At 58.0% G+C, this 17,763-nt stretch carries 11 protein-coding genes; 7 read left to right on the top strand and 4 right to left on the bottom strand.

What is annotated here, in order from left to right; translation table 11 throughout:
- Positions 1–143: 143 nt before the first annotated feature.
- Complete coding sequence (locus JMY24_RS18910; protein ID WP_201702679.1) at positions 144–788, bottom strand: hypothetical protein; 645 nt, start codon at positions 786–788, stop codon at positions 144–146.
- Between the two features lie 945 nt (positions 789–1,733).
- Between JMY24_RS18910 and JMY24_RS18905 the strand changes: the two genes are divergently transcribed.
- From JMY24_RS18905 to JMY24_RS18890, 4 genes are all read left to right on the top strand, one after another.
- Entirely contained in the window at positions 1,734–4,091 is a 2,358-nt protein-coding gene (locus JMY24_RS18905) for a glycoside hydrolase family protein (protein WP_201702678.1), read from the top strand.
- Between the two features lie 1,289 nt (positions 4,092–5,380).
- Positions 5,381–6,535 carry a glycosyltransferase gene (locus JMY24_RS18900; RefSeq protein WP_128596427.1) on the top strand — a complete coding sequence of 385 codons (1,155 nt, stop codon included), beginning with the start codon at positions 5,381–5,383 and terminating at the stop codon, positions 6,533–6,535.
- A gap of 58 nt (positions 6,536–6,593) precedes the next feature.
- Positions 6,594–7,535: a glycosyltransferase gene (locus JMY24_RS18895; protein WP_201702677.1), complete on the top strand. Its 942-nt coding sequence runs from the start codon at positions 6,594–6,596 to the stop codon at positions 7,533–7,535.
- Between the two features lie 74 nt (positions 7,536–7,609).
- A complete protein-coding gene (locus tag JMY24_RS18890; protein WP_128596429.1) occupies positions 7,610–8,542 on the top strand; it encodes a glycosyltransferase in 933 nt (310 codons plus the stop codon).
- Here the strand turns inward: JMY24_RS18890 and JMY24_RS18885 are convergent.
- The 3 genes from JMY24_RS18885 to JMY24_RS18875 form a co-directional block, all read right to left on the bottom strand.
- Positions 8,536–9,690 carry a hypothetical protein gene (locus tag JMY24_RS18885; protein WP_236597449.1) on the bottom strand — a complete coding sequence of 385 codons (1,155 nt, stop codon included), beginning with the start codon at positions 9,688–9,690 and terminating at the stop codon, positions 8,536–8,538. The two genes, JMY24_RS18890 and JMY24_RS18885, sit on opposite strands and share 7 nt — an antisense overlap.
- 10 nt (positions 9,691–9,700) lie before the next feature.
- A complete protein-coding gene (locus tag JMY24_RS18880) occupies positions 9,701–10,972 on the bottom strand; it encodes a lipopolysaccharide biosynthesis protein (protein ID WP_236597448.1) in 1,272 nt (423 codons plus the stop codon).
- Positions 10,973–11,034: 62 nt separating this feature from the next.
- Positions 11,035–13,287 (bottom strand): polysaccharide biosynthesis tyrosine autokinase, encoded by a 2,253-nt coding sequence (locus JMY24_RS18875; RefSeq protein ID WP_128596433.1) that lies wholly within the window; start codon positions 13,285–13,287, stop codon positions 11,035–11,037.
- A gap of 604 nt (positions 13,288–13,891) precedes the next feature.
- Between JMY24_RS18875 and JMY24_RS18870 the strand changes: the two genes are divergently transcribed.
- From JMY24_RS18870 to JMY24_RS18860, 3 genes are all read left to right on the top strand, one after another.
- Complete coding sequence (locus JMY24_RS18870; protein WP_128596434.1) at positions 13,892–14,821, top strand: polysaccharide deacetylase family protein; 930 nt, start codon at positions 13,892–13,894, stop codon at positions 14,819–14,821.
- A gap of 238 nt (positions 14,822–15,059) precedes the next feature.
- Positions 15,060–16,727 carry a right-handed parallel beta-helix repeat-containing protein gene (locus JMY24_RS18865; protein ID WP_128596435.1) on the top strand — a complete coding sequence of 556 codons (1,668 nt, stop codon included), beginning with the start codon at positions 15,060–15,062 and terminating at the stop codon, positions 16,725–16,727.
- A 388-nt stretch (positions 16,728–17,115) separates the two neighbouring features.
- Positions 17,116–17,715 (top strand): SCO family protein, encoded by a 600-nt coding sequence (locus tag JMY24_RS18860; protein ID WP_236597447.1) that lies wholly within the window; start codon positions 17,116–17,118, stop codon positions 17,713–17,715.
- Positions 17,716–17,763: the final 48 nt, after the last annotated feature.

Below are 17,763 nucleotides of genomic sequence, written 5' to 3'. Positions count from 1 at the left end.
GAGCGGTGCGCCACAATGTTCGCATTCCGGAGAATCGTTCTGGTCTGTATTCATGTCGTTATATTCGCGATGTTGCCGGCGGCGTGCGACGTGCTCACCGTAGCCGGCGTACTGGACGCCGCAAGCAGGCCTGCAACCAAGGCTTACTGCGCAACGACATAGCCGCGTGCCTGCATGCATGCGCCGTAAGCGGCCCAGTAGCGCGTCATGGGTGGCTCGGGTGCCGGAAGTGGCGGCAGTGCGGCGGTGCCTGGTTGTGACGCGCCGGCAGCGCTTGCTGTGGTCGCTGGCTCAGAGGCGGGCTTGTCGGCGATTGCCGCGGAGGGAGGCAGTGCCCCAGATGCCGCGTGCCCCGCATTGGCGGTCCCCGTTGCCGTTGCCGTTGCCGCTCCACTCGCGGGCTTGTCCGCGATTGCCGCCGACGCGGCATTGCTGGCTGTGGCGGCGCCGGGTTGCGTCGCCGAAGCCGCGTTGGGCGCGGCCGGCGCCATGCCGTCGGGCAGCGCAGGACCACCAGGCGCGGCGGAGAACGTACTCGGAGGAAGCGGCGGACGCGATGGCGCGCCAGTAGAAGACGTCTTGGTTGCCGCAGACTTTGGCGGCGGAATTTGCGCCTCGCGCACAGTGTTGACTTTGGTTTCCTTATTCGCAGACGCATAGCACAACGCACTGTCGACGCTGCGCTGATACGCGGTTTGACTTCGAATCGGGTAGATGAGCGGCTGCCACGCGAGGGCTGCGTTGCTAACCGCCAGTAAGGTCATCAGGGTATAGGATTTGTATCCCATCGCAGTGGCTCCCGCAGCGATGTTGAGCCGTTAGCCGGCAATTGCACTTCGCGGTGCGTTCTAGTCGCTTGGATCTCGCCGCAAGGCGGCGACTCACTGCCGCGAAGGCTGCTTTCTTCAGCGTACCACTCTGGTGTGTAAGGTCAGTGCGTTGTGTAACACGGGAAAACGACATGGTGCAGTTGAATCAGGACAGTTGCATGAGGTCCGCAACTCCCCTTGGCGACTACGCAATATGCGTACCAAGGTTTTGGGTCGCGCCAAATCTCACTGGCGCTGCGGCCGAAAGTGGCGATCAGATAATTCTACCGGCCGCCGCAATCGCTTTATCCGCCGACGAATAAAGCTTTTACGTTTTCCAGGCACTCGCGAGGCGTGCTTTTCGAAGGGCAGTCGATTCGCGAAAGCCGCGGGCTCCGCGCGGACGGTACGGGTGCCATTGTTACTTATCGAACCACGCCCCTCTTGGTTGCAGTTTTGAAACGTTTATAATTCTCCCGCCGAGACGTTCAGTAACTAATGCCACAGCGTCCCGTTCGAAATGAGCTCTAGGTAAGTTTTCCCTCGTTGCTTCCCTGTCGGCGCCGCACCTTTGCCGCTTGCTTTGTGTCTGTCGCCAGTCTGTAACGCGCGCGACAAACGTTGCATTCAACGACTGCCATTGATCGATGATGAAAAGCAAACTGGCTCAGATAGTCAGTTAGCCATCCTAATGGATTGAACGCCGGGGAGATAGCGGCGTTCGCACAGTGGTGCTTTTGTTTCCCACCGCGCGCAGTGCACAGCCGCGCCGGTCTTCGATCGTCCAGCGTTTGATGTCTCAAGACGGACCGCATTGCGTCCGGGGGACAGCTTTTCTCTCACATCCAATAAGACAAAAGCGCGACGGCTCTGCCGATCCTGCTCACTTTTCGGGGATAACTTCTCTTCTCAAAGACAGGGACAATGGTTAGATATTCGAGGTTGGTAGGAATCGCGGCGACGACGGCGCTGACATCCCTGGGTGCTCAAAGCGCGCAAGCGCAGGCAAGTACCATTACGGTTGCGGGCCAGCAATTCAAGCTGTGCGCGCAAGAGAACGGCAAATGCTCGTTCCTCGGCACGGCTTCGGTGGTATTCGGCGCGGTCCCGCCCGATGCACCCTCGACAATGCTGACGAGTCCCCGTACGTTCAGTAACGGTGTCGGTTGTTATGTCGGCTCCGTTTCGCAAGCCGATCCCGCGTTCGGGTACAACAAGGCGTGCTGGATGAGGGCGGCGGCAGCGACGCCTGCACCTGCCCCTGCGCCTGCACCTGCGCCTGCACCTGCACCTGCACCTGCACCTGCACCTGCACCTGCACCTGCACCTGCGCCTGCACCCGCACCTGCGCCTGCACCTGCACCCGCACCCGCACCCGCGCCCGCACCTGCACCTGCACCTGCACCTGCACCTGCACCTGCGCCCGCACCAACGCCCGCTCCCGCGCCGGCACCAACACCGACACCAAGCCCTACACCGTCTTCGCCCGCATCGGCAACCACCAGCGCCACCATTTCGTGCGGCAACCCGACGCAAACCGCAGGCGGCACCGCTAACGGCGTGATCAGCGCCGATACGCCGACCACCGACGGTCTGCGCGTGTTTCCGAACAACGCAGCGTTCAAGATCGCCATTACGACAAATGCATCGAACGCCGACACCGTCGTCTGGTCCGTGGCGGACTCGAATGGCGCAATCAAGACGCAGGGCAATTTCGCGGTGAGTCCGGGCGCGCAGACCAACACGCTGTCATGCAAGTCGACGTGGGCCGGCTATGGCGCACTGACTGCGACGCTGCGCTCCGGCGGCGGCACACTGCCGAGAAGCGGAACGCGGCCGGTGGGCATTGCAACGTTCGGCGTTCTGCCCGACCTGAGTTCCGCAATCGGGACCGTCGCCTATGCGCATCAGGATCAGCACCGCTTCGGCATGCAGGGCTTCAACGGCAATATCGCGGCACTGCATGCGCTCGGTATCTCGTGGACGATCGACGACCGCCAGGTCTCGGCGATGGAACCCAACGGTCCGAACACCTACACGCCGAGCGCGAACGACCTGGATCCGTTCTATAAGGCTAATCCTGATCAGATGCGCATTGTGCGTCTCGACGGTCTGCCTGCGTGGGACTCGAAGACGGGTCAGTTCAACGACAGCTATTACGCGCCGTCGAACATGCCCGAATTCCAGAACTTCATGGCAAGAGTCGGCACCGATACCAACGCAATTCGCGCCGCGAATTATCCGAACCAGCAGAAGAACTACTATCAGGTAACGTGGGAGCCGAGCCTCGGCTGGGCAGACAGTGACGCGAATTTCGTCGCCATGTACAAGGCCGCATACGAAGGCATCCACTCGACAGATCCGAACGCTATCGTGATGGGCACAGGCAATCCGTTCGCTGCGAATTGCGACACCTGCACGACTGGCTATTTGAAGAAGTTTGGCGCGCTGGGGCTGTGGAATTACATCGACGCCGTTTCAACTCACGGCTACTGGAATGCAGGCACTTATCCGGCACATCCGCCGGAATTGCAGGACGCCGATCCCAATCCGGCGAACCAGGCGAACGCGCTCGACAACCAGATGACGCAATTGCGTTCGGTGATGCAGGCGGGCAAGCCGAATATGAAGCTCTTCTTCACCGAAGCGGGCACGAGCTACGATCCGGGCCTCAGCTATGGTCCGACGGTGCCGTCGCAGAACCAGTTGTTCGCTCACGCGGCAGTCGGCGTGCGTGCACACATCATCGTGCTCGGTGGCGGCGCGCAGGTCACCACACTTTTCTATGGCCCCGACTATCCGGGCGAAGTCGGCTACGGCTCGTTCTTCGATCTGAACAACGCGCAGGGCGCATTTGGCGCGACTAACCTGTCGCCAAAGCCGGAGGCAATGGCTTTCGCTACGATGACGCGCGTACTCGACGGCACCAATACGCTCGGTCGAGTGAAAGGCACGCCGTCGGGCACATTCGTGTATGGGTTCCAGCAACTCGGCAACGGCAAAGTGGTGACGGCGGCATGGGCGCATAGCAACGCGCAATGGCCTGCGAGCAACGGCGTGTACAGCCAGACGTACTCGAGCAGTTATGCATTGCAGGTCGACAATGCGGGCACGTCGGGCAATGTGACGAAGATCGATGCATACGGCAATGTCAGCACGCTTGCGTATAACAACGGTTCAGTTACGCTGACGCTTAGCGAAATGCCGCAATACATCGTGTCGAATAACGCGACGGTGGCGAAGAACAATTCAACGGTCCCGCTCGGTTATACCGGCCAGTAATCGCATTACAGATGCTTAGTCAATTTCGACGCGCGCCATTCAACCATGGTGGCGCGTCGATTCGCATTTGGTGGGACCCACGGCGATTTGCGGAAAAGTACTGAATGTAACGCTAGTCCATTTCTACCGACGGTGGACCGGCACGCGCAGCGGCTCCACCGTCAGCGTGGCGACGCTGAACCTATTTGTTGTCCCTGCGCTCTTTTCGCCGGCCGGTAAAACGTTCCACGGTCTGGAACGCTTGCATGGACACACTGAGTGCAAGAAAGATGCACAGCACCCGTACAACGGAGAACGCGTGCTTGATCTTCAGGGTCATCGGAATCGTTGTCAATGCCGTACTCCATAGAAAAAGCCAAGCGAACTCGAGAAAAATGACAAGACGGCGGTAAGAACATCGTCTTTGGTTGTAGAACATTTGAGGCCCGCCTGCGGCCTCGCTTGCTATAAGTGCGTCGCCTCCTTATCGCTGCAATCAGCGAACCGTTGAACGCGGTTGAGTCTACTCGCGTGTGCCTGGCAACAGCAGGAGCGGGGTGGCCGATCGAGAAGCGTCGTATGCGGGTCCAGAGTGTTTTCACCTAAGCATACGCTGCCCTTTCAGCCGTCGCCTGCCGTTGTCTAGGGCAATCCGACGACCTTGCCGTCAATTGAACGATCCACATCGCTCTCACCACAACCTGCATTTTGAGAAAGCAAGTGGCGGACCAAGGATTAAACGAAACGGTGCGGCTAAGGTAATAATATTATTTGACAGTACTTGTTACTGCTGTCTGCAAAACTTACCGCGCGATGTGTCCTTCCGCACGGAGCGTTAGTTTTTAGGCTTTTATCGTCACGCAAGGTTTCCGCATTCTACTGTTTGCGACTTGAAAGATTGCGGCAGGCCTGCTTTCCCGCTTTGATCTTCCCGCTTTGCGCAATTCGCTGCTTGCAGGAGCAGTAAGCCTTCCTTGTTGCTTGTTGGTCGACTCGCACGACTCCGAAGAAAGCTAAGTCTCGCACTGATTAGTGAGTCGGATTTGCGTGTTCGCGTTATCTGGTAGCAATCCCTTGTATTGCTCCTCGCTTTGCGGCTCCATCGCTGTTCGGTACAGGTATGAATGCGGCGTCATGAAAAATCGGTGATTTCACGATGTTTCGCGTGTGATTTTCAGTTATGCAGATTATTTTCGCATTTTGCGTTTAAAAAACGGACGCAGTCTCCAGGCCATCTGATTAATCGGCACATGCCTGGGCGGCGAGCACGATGGATAACTTGGCAAATCGTTAATTGGCGCGGGAGCCCCATGAGAATCGTTCACGTTACCGAGGCATTCGGAGGAGGGGTTCTGTCGATGCTCACGGAGCTTTGCAATCGCGCAGCGGCAATCGGCGCGCATGTCACGGTGCTTTATTCGACACGGCCGGAAACCCCGACGAATTTCAACGAACTGTTTCATCCCAAGGTTGACCTCGTGCACGTGGCAATGTGCAGGGACGTACATGTTCGCAAGGATTGGTCGAGCGTGTGGGAACTAGCCAGACATATGCGGCGCTGCGACCCGACAGTGATCCATCTGCACTCGTCGAAGGCTGGGGTATTAGGACGAGCGGCCGCCAAAATTGCGACGCAAAACGCGAAGGTTCTCTACTCGCCGCACGGCCTTGCGTTCTTGCGCCGCGACGTCTCTCGCGCAAAGCAGCTTGCCTATCTGATGTTCGAGCGTATGGCCGACCTGATGGGGGGAACGGTCGTCGCGTGCTCGCCGGGAGAACTGCGGGAAATTGAAGGGAAGGTACGAGTGAAGGACGCAAAGCTGATAGAGAACGGCGTCGACATTAGCAGCATCCCACTGCGTAAAACTCGCGACGACGGAGATGTGGTCGTCGGAATGAATGGTCGCGCGTCGTTTCAGAAACATCACGAGCTCTTTATCTCTCTCGCGAACACGTTGCACGACTCGACTACCAGGTTTGTCTGGATTGGCGGCAATAGCGAAGAGCTGCCCGACGCGAGTCAGGCGTCTGCGCTCACGTGCACCGGTTGGCTAACGCGTTCGCGCGCTCTCGGGTTGATGTCTGAGCTCGACATCTACGTGCAGACCTCGCGCTGGGAAGGCATGCCCGTAGCGCTAATCGAAGCCCAGGTCGCGGGCATTCCGGCGGTCGTGACGGACGTGGTCGGCAATCGCGACGTGGTCGTTCACGGCGTCACGGGATTCGTTGGGTCGGATGAAGAGATACTGGGTTACCTGGAGCAGCTTCGCGGCGACCGGAAACTGAGGGAAGAGATGGGCGCGGCCGCACGGGAGCTCGCGGTGGCAAAGTTTTCGATGGACACGATCTTTCACAGATGGCTGAACACGTACGAGTCCACCGTAGAAAAACACGCCAAGGAAGTAGTGGACACTCATTCTATCGGCCCTTGCGATATCCAGCCCAACCCGGACAAGTCATTGTAGTTCCGACGCCCGATCTGAACGACTAGTTGAACGCACCAACGATTTACAGGGACCAACTGTGTACAAAATCTTCTTGCTACATCCCGGTCGGGCTAATTACCCCGAACTCGTGGCCTATCAGGACTACTACGCCGCACGCGGTGTCGATGTAGTAGCCGGCACACTAAGCGACTACAAAGCGCTGGAGAACAAGGCAGATTTCCTGGTGTGGGCGATCATGGGCTTCTATCCGAAGCAACTGGCGTCGGACTTCGTCATTCACGACTACAGGTCGCTCTCCGTGGGCGGCTCGGCTGGGCTAAAAGACATCGCAAAGCGCTATCTGAACGCGCGGCCCAATTTGCGGATCTTCCAGAACACGCGGCAGCAGAACATTATGAAGTTCAATGACGACGTGCCCTCGGTGATCCTTCCAATGGGCGTTCCAAAATGGATCTTCGAGGTGCCGCAACAACCGCCTGATGCCGAGGATATCGCCGACTTTTGCTATATCGGCGACATGAGTTTCGAGCGGGGCTTCCATCTCGTCATCGAGGCATTTCTCGAGAACTTCCGCGAGGTGGATGCTTCGCTGCTGCTCGTAGGCAAGCCCGAGCCGCGCCTTTACGAGCGATACGCCGGCAAGCGCGGATTGGTGTTCGCGGGCGCGTTGCCGCAGCGCGAGGCACTTGGCCTTGTCGCCAGGTCGTCGATTGCGGTGTCGTACTTTCCGTACCACCGTCCGCATTGCTATCAGACACCGACCAAACTACTCGAATACGCGGCGCTTGGAAAAAAGATCTTGTGCAATGACTCGCCTTCGAACGTCGCGTGCTGCGAGGATTTGCGGATCAACAGCATCATCACCAGTTCCTCCATTTTCACCGGTATGACCGCCGCCACCATCGAAACGGCGAAGCCGAATCAAAGGGCGAATTTCACGCAGCTTGCGTGGGACAACGTCATCGAGAAGTCGAACATCAATAGCTATATTTCGCAAAAAATAAACTTCAGCCAATAAGACGTAACGCCCTCGCAAGCAAAGAGCTCGTCGACCACATGGGTGCCGAGTGCGAGCAACGGAGGTAGGAAAAAGTGAAACTGTTTATTTTGCATACGGGCAAGGCGAACTATCCCGAGGTGGCCGCATACACGGAGTATTTTGAAAAGAACGGCTACTTCGTCGACTCAGGCACGCTGGCTGAGTACCGGAAGATAGCGGACCCGTACAACTATGTGCTCTGGTGCATCATGGGTTTCTATCCAAAGAGATTGCCGTCGCGCTATGTGATTCACGACTATCGTTCGTTGTCGGTGGGTAGCTATATAAAGCTAAAAGACGCTGCGAAGAAGCTGCTGCAGCCGCGTCCAAACCTCAGGATTTTTCAGAACGAATCCATGCAGAAGCTGATGGACTTCGACGACAGCGTGGAAACCATCCTGTTGCCCATGGGCGTGCCTGACTGGATCTTCTCGTGCAAGGGCTCGCGCAACGGGTCGCTGCCCGCGGGAACGTTCTGCTATATGGGAGAAATTACCCGTGAGAGGGGCGTCGATGAATTCCTGGCGGGTTTTGCCTCCGCGAGGCGCGGGTCCGAGACCCTGGTACTTGTCGGTGCCGTGGAAAAGGAAATCGCCGACGCTTACCAGGGGGCACCCGGCCTGATATTCACGGGGAAACTGCCGCAGCGGGACGCGCTCGATGTGGTGAAGAATTGCGAGTACGCCATTTCCACAATTCCCTACTCGCGCCCGTACAACGTCCAGACTCCGACGAAGCTCCTGGAATATGCCGCCTTGGGCAAAAGGATCATTTGTAACGACTCGCCGTCGAACCTCACTGCAGCGGCCGCGTTCGGCATTCTCTGCAAGGTAACGGGGCCCGACATCTTTGCAGGAATAGGTCGTCTGTCGGATGAGACGGTGCCAGCCAACGACCCATCGAGCCTCGAACATCTGCGTTGGAATAACGTGATCGCGTCATCGGGAATTGACCGCTGCCTGAACGCCGCGCTGCGCGTTCATTGACCATCGTGGGATCTGAGCCATCTGCGCTCCGGCTGGCCGAAATGTAAGCGGACGCGCCGGATCGGAGTGACATGAGCCGCGTCCGACTCGCGCTCCGATCGCGATGAAAGCAGCAGATACATCAAGAGCGGCGAGATCGGCGATAGGTGGCGGAGAAACGACCCATAGTCAGGCTCAAAGATCGCCTGAGTCGCAAGAAAACTGACAATGAAACAGAAGCACAGCTTCTCGAAGCGATCTGGCGCTGCGACTGCACCTCTTCTCTGATACCGCGAGAACATAGAGGCGAGAGTAAAGAATGTGCATATTCCGCCGATGGTCTGAGTCGCCACCCCTGAGAGAACCAGCGGTAAAGGCAGCAGAAACGTGCCCAGAATGAGCATGGCGTTAGTCACGTCCGAGACCATATTGCCGCCGGGGATGATCTGTACGATAAGCGACCCGACCTCGCTCGGATCTCTCGACTCGTTAACCATTTGCCGTGCAAAGTCCAGCGTTTCGCCGTATTGCATACGGAAGTTAGCGGCTACGCATGCGAACAGGATCACAGCCAGCAATGCGAGAGACGGCGGCTTGCGCAGAACGGCGGGCCCGAAGTACAGCAACAGCGCCGGCACTAACGTGATAGCCCAGTAGGTCCGAAAAAAGATGGCGATCAGTGCGACGCAAGCTGTAAATACGACAACGATGAACCGCGAATCCTTGCACTGCAGAATGAAGAGAACCGCCAGCGATATGACGATCTCCTTTGAAGGCATACCAATGTAGACCGTCTGCGCAAAGAGCCAGAAGCAGGCGAGCAGGAATTCCGTATACGTCAGGGACCCCACTCCCGAGCGCCATATGGCGAGCATGAGTCCGACTGTGGAGGCGAAGAATCCGAGCAGCGATATTCCCGGCGTGCTAATGCCGAGCGAGCGGAAAGTCCATGCAAGGTTGTCGAAGGAGTCGCCAAAGGCTTCAAAGCGACTAACCGTCATCATTCGTTCGAGGATAACTTGCTCGTCGAGCAGGAACTTGGCCGGGAGCACTGTTTCATGGGCGATGGAAATAAAGCAAAGAAGGGCGAGCAGAAGCAGCCAGATTGTCGCCGACACACCGGGACTCGCGCTTCGCCCGATCAGCCCGGGTACTTTGACAATACGCACGTTCACCCCCTTAAATTGCGACCGAATCCCGCGGCTTGATGCTCATGCCGCCTTTCGCCACGTTCACTGAATAATAGATGCCGACGCATGCCACGAGCGTTCCCGAAAGACTGAGAAGCAGCACGACCGACATGAAGTCAAGCCTGAAGAGGGTGGTAAAAGTGAAAATGATGAATATGCTGGCGGCGCTCATCAGTTGAATCACCAGATCGAACTTCTGCTGCTTGAAGACGATAAATACCTGTGCAAGCGAACCGAACACGGCCATCGTCAGGAAGTACGGCGAAAACAGCATGTAAACATGCATCGACTGTTGCCAGAGGTCTCCCATCTTGAAGTTGATGATGAGCGCGAGACCGAGGTAGCCGGCGGCAATGAGCACTACGCTCAGTGGCATCAGAACCAGAGAGAACGATGTTGCAGGATTCCTCGCGCCGCGCACGTCTGTTCCTCTTTCCACCAGATCGATCAGATCCCGACGGAATACCGCGCCGAGACTCTGTGACAGGAGGGACGCGGGGAAATAGCCGACGCGATAGGCGAGAGCAAACACGCCCGCGTCGTGGGGTGCAAAAGCGAGCGGCATGAGGATCGCGATTGAATAGATCACGACCGAATTAAGCGACGTCGTCGGCAGCGAGAACTTGGCGTAATCGAGTTGCAGCCGGGAGAACTTCAGGCACTCCGGCGAAAGCATCGGCCGGGAAGCGAAAAGATATCCGACCAGCGGGACGACAGCCGAAGCAAGAAACACGAAGCTATACACAGCGAAAATATCCGGGCCGCTCCACGGGTGGCTGGCTATCATCATCAGCGCAACGAACGCCACTGCGAATGCGACATTCGGGAATGCGCGTTGCACGGCGATACTCACGTACTTTCGTTCGCTCGCTAATGCGGACGACAGTGCCTGCTGGAGGAATACGCCGCTCGCCAGCACCACTACGGTCAAATACTTCTGCTGACCACTGATCACCGCGACGACGGCGAGGAGCAGTGCGATCCCCATGGCGACGCAGCTCGAACTCACCAGCGCCCGAACGGCGAGCGTCTTATCCGCAGCCATACAAGCCACTTCGAGGCGCAAGCCCAGCACAGAGCCGGCGAAAAGGCCAATCGCATTCAACTGACTGAAGTAACCGAGCTCGCTCGGCCCGCAGAACTTGCCAATCAATATGACCGCAATGAAGTTTGCGGCCTGACTGAGGACAACGCCCGCGATGCTAACGACCGAATGCTTTACATTGACGATCATCTTCTCTTCGGAGTTCGGTTTTGACAAAGCCGTACCGGTTATGCCGCATCGGCCACACGGGCTTTCTGCGGCATACGGTTAGACACGGGTCAACTGGCGGATTTCGAGTCGCTCGAGGCAGTCGTGTACTGATACGACAGATATCGGTTACGTCCCGCGTGAGAACCCAGGCTGTAGCGATAGGCGGCCGGATGGAAAGCATTGAAGATCACGCCTTTCACTTCCACGTTCGCATGCCTGAGTTGCTTGACAGACTCGCGTACTTCGTCGACCGAAGTCGTGCCGAAGCGCGTTGCGAGGAACACGGTGCCGCAACGGTGCGCGAGTACCGCAGCGTCGGACACCGCGAGGACGGGCGGAGTATCGATCAACACCATGTCGTAACTGTCGCCTACCGATTCCAGAAGACGCGACATTGCGTCGCCCATCAGAAGCTCGGCGGGGTCGGACGGCGTAGTGCCGTTGGGGAGGAGGTCGAGTCCGGGCGCCACGTTACGCTGCAGTGCCTCGTCTAGCGTGGCACTCGACGTCAGAACGTCCGCGAGCCCTGGTTGCGATTCCTTGCCGAAATACTCGTTCAGATGGCCTCTGCGCAAATCGGCGTCGATCAGCAGCACACGCTTGCCGGATCCCGTCATCACGGCCGCGAGATTCGCGCATAGAAACGATTTGCCGATCTGTTCGCTCGGACCGGTGAGCAGCACGCGGTTGTTTCCCGCTTCCCGCATTGAAAGCTGCAGCACTATGCGCAAACTGCGCAGACTCTCGACCGATGGGTCTCCCGGAGAATGCGAGGCCAGCAACAGCAAGCCCTCATTGCGTCCTGGCGATTCATGCTGGAGCGCTGCCTGCGTGCGCGAAACTGGAACGGTCGCATATACAGTGAGACCGGTCTCCTGCTCGATGTCGTGAGGGTCCGTCACGCCGCCGCGCAGTATGTGGCGCACGAAGGTCGCCACTATCCCCAGAATGAGGCCGAGTACCGCGGATCCGGCGATCAGCAGCGGCTTATTCGGCTTGATGGGCTCCTTCGGTACGACCGAGCGGTCAAGCAGTCGCACGGTGCCGACCTTGCCGGCCCGCACGAGTTTCAACTGCTGCATGTTGTTGAGCATGCCGACGTAGAGATCGTTATTGACGCGCACATCGCGCATCAGGCGCAACGACTCCTGTTCCAGTTCAGGCAGCGAAGTCATTCGCTGCGAGACCGCGGCCTCTTTGGCGCTCAGGGCGGCAAGCTGCTGGTCGACGGCACGAACCGACGGATGCTCGCTCGTGAAAAGTGCAGTGAGTTCGGAGCGTTTCTGTTTCAGGGCAAGCGTACTCGCCTGCAATTCGACGCTTTCGCGCAGATAGGTCTTGCCTTCTTCGCTGATGTCGAATGTGCCGCGCTTCATTCGCAACGCGTTATAGCTACGCTCGGAACCTTCAAGTTCGCTTTTCAGTTGGGGGAGTAAATCGCTGAGAAACGCGAGCGACTTCTCGGCCTCGGCAGCCTTGCGCGCGATGTTTGCCGCGACGTACTCGTCGCCGATATTGTTCAGGATCTTCGCGGTCAGTTGCCGGTCCGTGCCTGTCAGTGACGCCCCGATAATGCCGCTCTGCTTGCCTTTTTCAACAATGAACAGCTTGTCTTGCAGGTTTTCCAGCGTCTTGAGTCGGGAGTTCCGTACGAGTTGGAATTCGGTGCCGGGATTCGCGTTGAGTGCTTGCACGCGCAGCGTTATCTTTCCGGTGCTCTCGTTGGAAACGATCGTCTCGCCGACACGTCCGTAGATGGGCGCGTCAAGCTGCTTCTGCTCGACAACATAGCGGCCTCCGCCGAGCGAGGTCAGCTTGAAGTCGTCGCCTTCCAGTTCTTCTGGGACATCGAACGTCCCCACATTGATCGACTCATTGCCCCACGCATAGCCGCCAACTCCGAGCAGGCCGGGCTGCGACAAGCTTTTGTTCCAGCGAGCGATCCAATTGCCAATCAATGGAAAGCGTTTCGGCTCGGCGCTTATGTAGAGTTTGAGATTGTCGACCGCATTTCCTACCACCATGCGTGAGCGCAGTACTTCAATCTGGGCGGTGGTTTCTGTTTTAACGTCGAAGAGGCTCGACACGTCGCCTAACAGACTCTTGGTATTGGTAGGGCTCTCCTGTTCTACCTGCAGGAGAATATCGGATTGGTAAACGGGCGGTGCGAGAAGACTGTAGGCGACACCCATTGCCAGCACCATGCTCGCGATGGCCAGGACAAACCACCGATTTGCGAGAACCACGTCGAGGTAACGGACCAGATCCACGTCATTCTGGCGGGAGCCGGCAGCCTGCGATTTTGGAGAATACTCGTTCATAAGGAGCCCATCATCGAAGAAGTTTAACCGACCACCCGCACACATGGATGTACAGGCGCTGATGCCAGCGAAGTTCCGTTGCCGCACGCTATTCGTCTGCTTACCGTCGTAAGCGCCGCGGCTCATTACTTTCCGCTCGAGTTAGGAGCGTCTTTCGAACCCCTCGAAATGCCGAAGAGAGATCGCTCCATCGCCTCGATGGAGGAGGCCGGCAAACAAGGCTCATACATTGTCGGAATGCTGCGACTCGTCAGACTCGGTTCGTGCCTGAATGAAACTGGGTCGCATGTAGAACGGTGTGAAGGCGGCGCGCCACATGATGCGCACCAGTCAGCACTGCCAGAGTCTGCGGTGCCATTTTTGACGCGTATGTTCGCGAGCGCACAACCTGAATGGGATCATTTACGCTGCGTAGGCATTGCACTTCTGTGCATAACATATCAATGAGGCACTTTGCAGGCGACGGCATTCGCGAAAAGTAAAACCGTGAGAGGTAAATGGAGGCACGCAGCATCTTTGTGGTTAACCGTACGTTCGGGCCTTATTGAGAACGGTATAAGGAAGCGCACAACCCGTGCTGTATTTCGTGACCTGAAGAGGTGACATGAAACCGAAGCTACTAATGCGCACGATCTTTACGCACGCCATTCTTCTCAGCGGCTTACCGGCGCTCACACGCTTTCTGCTATGGCGAGACCGGGTTGCGGTGCTTCTTTATCACGATCCCGATCCGGCCACGCTCGATTCACACCTTGCGTATCTGAAGCAGTATTGCGAGTTTGTTCCGATGTCCGAAGTGAACAAGCCCGGAAAGGGTCGCCGGCGCGCGGCGCTCACATTCGACGATGGCCATGTCGGAAACGCGACGCTGTTGCCGATTTTCATCAAGCATGGCGTTCGTCCTACTATTTATATCTGTAGCAGCATCGTGGCGCATGAGCGCACTCACTGGTGGCTCACGCCCGGCGCGCAGCATGCGGGCGTCAAGCGTCTGATCAAGCTTCCCAATGCGCAAAGACTCGAGGAGCTGGCGCGGTACGGGTTTCAGCAGAACGTGCGCAGCGACGTAGCACCGGTGAGCGGGCTGAGCGGAGAACAGATAGAAGCCATGCTGCCGTATGTGGATTTTCAATCGCACACGCGCTTTCATCCGACGCTCACGCGCCTCGACGATCAGGAGTGCATCGAGGAACTCGCGCAATCGAAGCGTGAGGTTGAACAGCTGACCGGGGCACCTTGCGAACACTTCGCATATCCCTATGGCCGGTATGGATCGCGTGAGGTGGCAATGCTCAAGGCGACCGGATACAAGAGCGGACGCACTACAGCGGTTGGCTGGAACGACGAAAGAAGTGATCCGTTTCGCCTGAGCGCATTCGATATTGAAGACGATTCGTCATTGCCGTGGTTTGCCGCGCAAATGACCGGTGTACCGCTCGCGTGGCGAAAGTTACCTTTGGGCGCGGTTAAGTCGATATTGGTCAGGACGCTCAACTTCGCTCGCAGCGGCAAGCCGCAGACGAATGCCGGTTAATTAACCGGTAAGTTGCAGCGGGTGATGTTGCCAACGCATTGCAGGAGAGGATTGAGTCTTCTCCGCGGCAAACCATTTGTGCTCGAATCTGCGGGAAAAAATTGTGAGCGAACAGAGGCGAAACTTTCTTACGAAGGTAACTACGACCGCGGGCGCGGCAGTGGCGGGGTACTTTTCGGCTGATCCGGCAACTGCATCGAATGCAGCAAATACACGCGGGCAGAATGGCGAAGTAAGCGTGCTCGACTTCATGTCACCCGAGGCACGCGCTGACGCACGGTCAGGCGCGCCGTCGCTCGATCACAGCGCTGCGATACAGGCGGCCTTCAGCAGCGGAGCCGCAGTAGTGCATGTGCCCGGCGGGCACGTGTTCAAGGTGACGAGGCCGCTCAAGATTGAGAAGACGGTTCGTATAGTTGGCGGCGGCGAGTTGCGGTTTACCGCGGGCATCGCCAATGCGGCGGCGATCACGGTGACTGCTCAAGGCTGCGAATTCGATGGAATCTATCTCACGAACTGGAACATGCTTCAGTCGAATAGCGGCGCACGAAACGTCGGCATCATGTTTCGCGCAAGTCTTGGTTCGGTGACGCGCTCGACCATTCGCTATTTTCAGAACGGCATCCAGGTTGAATCGACTGGCGAGTATCACGACTTCATCATCGCCAATAACAGGGTTATTGACTGTATCGGCGCGGGCGGCGGACCCACGCAAAAGTCCACTTATGGCGAGGATCGCGGCGACGGTATCACCGTCTGGGGTTGCGCAGCGACGATCACCGGCAATCTCGTGACGGCCAAGGCCGGTCAGGACTGCCGCATCGGCATACACATGGAAGGGCTGGCGAACTACCATGCCGACTCCTTCCCGCTGCAGGACAACATGTGTACGGTGGTGGGCAATGTCGTGCGAGGTTCGTTCCGGCGCAGCATAGTGACAGAAAACGTCAATAACTCGACCATCACGGGCAACACTTGCGAGGGCGCGAAGTGGTGGGGCATAGCTATCGTCCGATCGCTGGCGTGCTCGGTCACGGGTAACACGGTGATATTCGACCGCGCCGCAACCGACGGCACCGGGTCGGCATGGGACCCGATTCACGCGGGCATTGCCGTGTACGGCGGAGCGGTGCAGTCCGTCATATCGGGCAATACAATCGATCTCACGCGCGGTCACGCGAAAGCCGCAATCTGCTTGCTGGGCTCGGACACCGATAACGCGGTCTCGGTGGAGCAGCGGGCGGCGACAAACGGCACGGCTCACGTCACGCTGGCGTCCGCAAATCCGGCCGTTCAACTCGGGCAACTCATTACTGGACCTGGCGTGCCGTCAGCAACCTTCGTTGTGAGTGTTGCTGAGACTGCGTTGGTCGCAAGCAACCCGATAGGCGCCGGCTCGCCGCTATTGACTTTCAAGTGGCATGAGCGCGGACAGGGCACCGCCGTCACCAATAACAGTGTGCTTTGCAATGCTGCGGATGGCGCAATTGGCATTCTCGCGTTGTATCAGGATTCGCCGTCGATTCTGGGCAATAACCTGCGCTACATGGGTGCGCACGGAATCCATTGTCTGGACGTGTCCGACCCGGTAATCAACGGCAATACGGTACTCGGTCAGCAGAGTCCGAAGCACGGTATCTATCTGGAGTCGAGCGCGACGGGGGCCGTGGTAGTCGGCAATGTAGTTGAAGGTTTCAGCGGGCCCGGGGGAAGCGGAATTGCGGCGGCAAATCGCATTGGCGGTGTGGTGTCGGCCAATCTCGTGCGACGGTGCGAGACGGGCATGAATCTGTACGGCTGTACTGACATGTCGGTCACCGGAAACAGTGCGATGAGCTGTGGCACCAGCTATTCGCAGGCACGCGGTGCCGGAATGGTCCTCGCGAGCAACGTCAGCGCGGGTTGAGGAAAGACCATCGCGGCACGCGAATCGACATGGATTGCCGCAACGCCTCGCATCTCCGGATTCTTTCATTTGGCCCACGTGCCGAGCCGCCGCGCGCCGACACGCTTCACGTCACGAAGCGCTGGGAAGTGTGGGGTACTAAACAAACCCAGTCGCCTTCTTCGCATACGATCGGATGCCGTCGACGTTAATCGCTGCCTCTAATACGTAACCGGTTTGCCGCCCCCGGAACCGAAGCAACGTAGCGATCGCCGACTCACCCGACGTGTTCATTGACTGCCGCGCCAAACGCCGTTGCGGAGGCGAGTGCGCAGTTCTATGGGCTTTTGCGGAGGACGACGCCTTGTTTCATCCCAAAGCTCTCATGCGCGCTGAACCTGGCGAGTCCATGCCGGTTGAAAGATCGTCGCGCCGCGTCTTCTTGCGCGATGTCGCATTGCTTGCAATGGCGGCAGCGCCTTTGCCGGTATATGCACAGCATGGAACATCGGGGCTCGTCACTCCGCCAGTTCGTCTGGAAGATACGCGGCTGGTCGATCAGACCGGCGCAGAGCGATTGCTGAACAGCTTACTGCTGGACGGCGTGACGGCGCTTCAAACCATTTACACCGGATGTAGTTCCGTATGTCCTCTGCAAGGAGCGCTATTCAGCGCGGTGCAGCAACGGTTGCCACAAATTCGTGGGCGTTATCCGGTTCGATTGCTCTCGATCGGAATCGATCCGCTTTCCGATTCGCCATCTGCGTTGCATGACTGGCTCAAGCGCTTTCAGGCTGGCCCTGCATGGACGGCGGCAACCCCCACATTGCGCGAAGTTGACGGCATGCGCATGGCACTTGCAGGCAGCCGCTTACCGCTTGGCAACATTGCAGATCACGCAACCCAGATCTACTGCTTCGATGCGAGCGCGCGGTTGCGCTGGCGCAGCGCGGATCTTCCAAGTGCAGACGAAATTTGCAATGCGCTGGGCGCATTGGGGCGCGCGTAGTTCAACCTTAACTGGAGCAGAGACCATGGCGCCAATTCCGTTTATCAG

It is taken from the genome of Paraburkholderia kirstenboschensis (assembly GCF_904848585.1).
GTDB lineage: Bacteria > Pseudomonadota > Gammaproteobacteria > Burkholderiales > Burkholderiaceae > Paraburkholderia > Paraburkholderia kirstenboschensis.
Note: the sequence above shows the minus strand (reverse complement) of the source record. Positions and strands in the feature narration are given on the sequence as shown.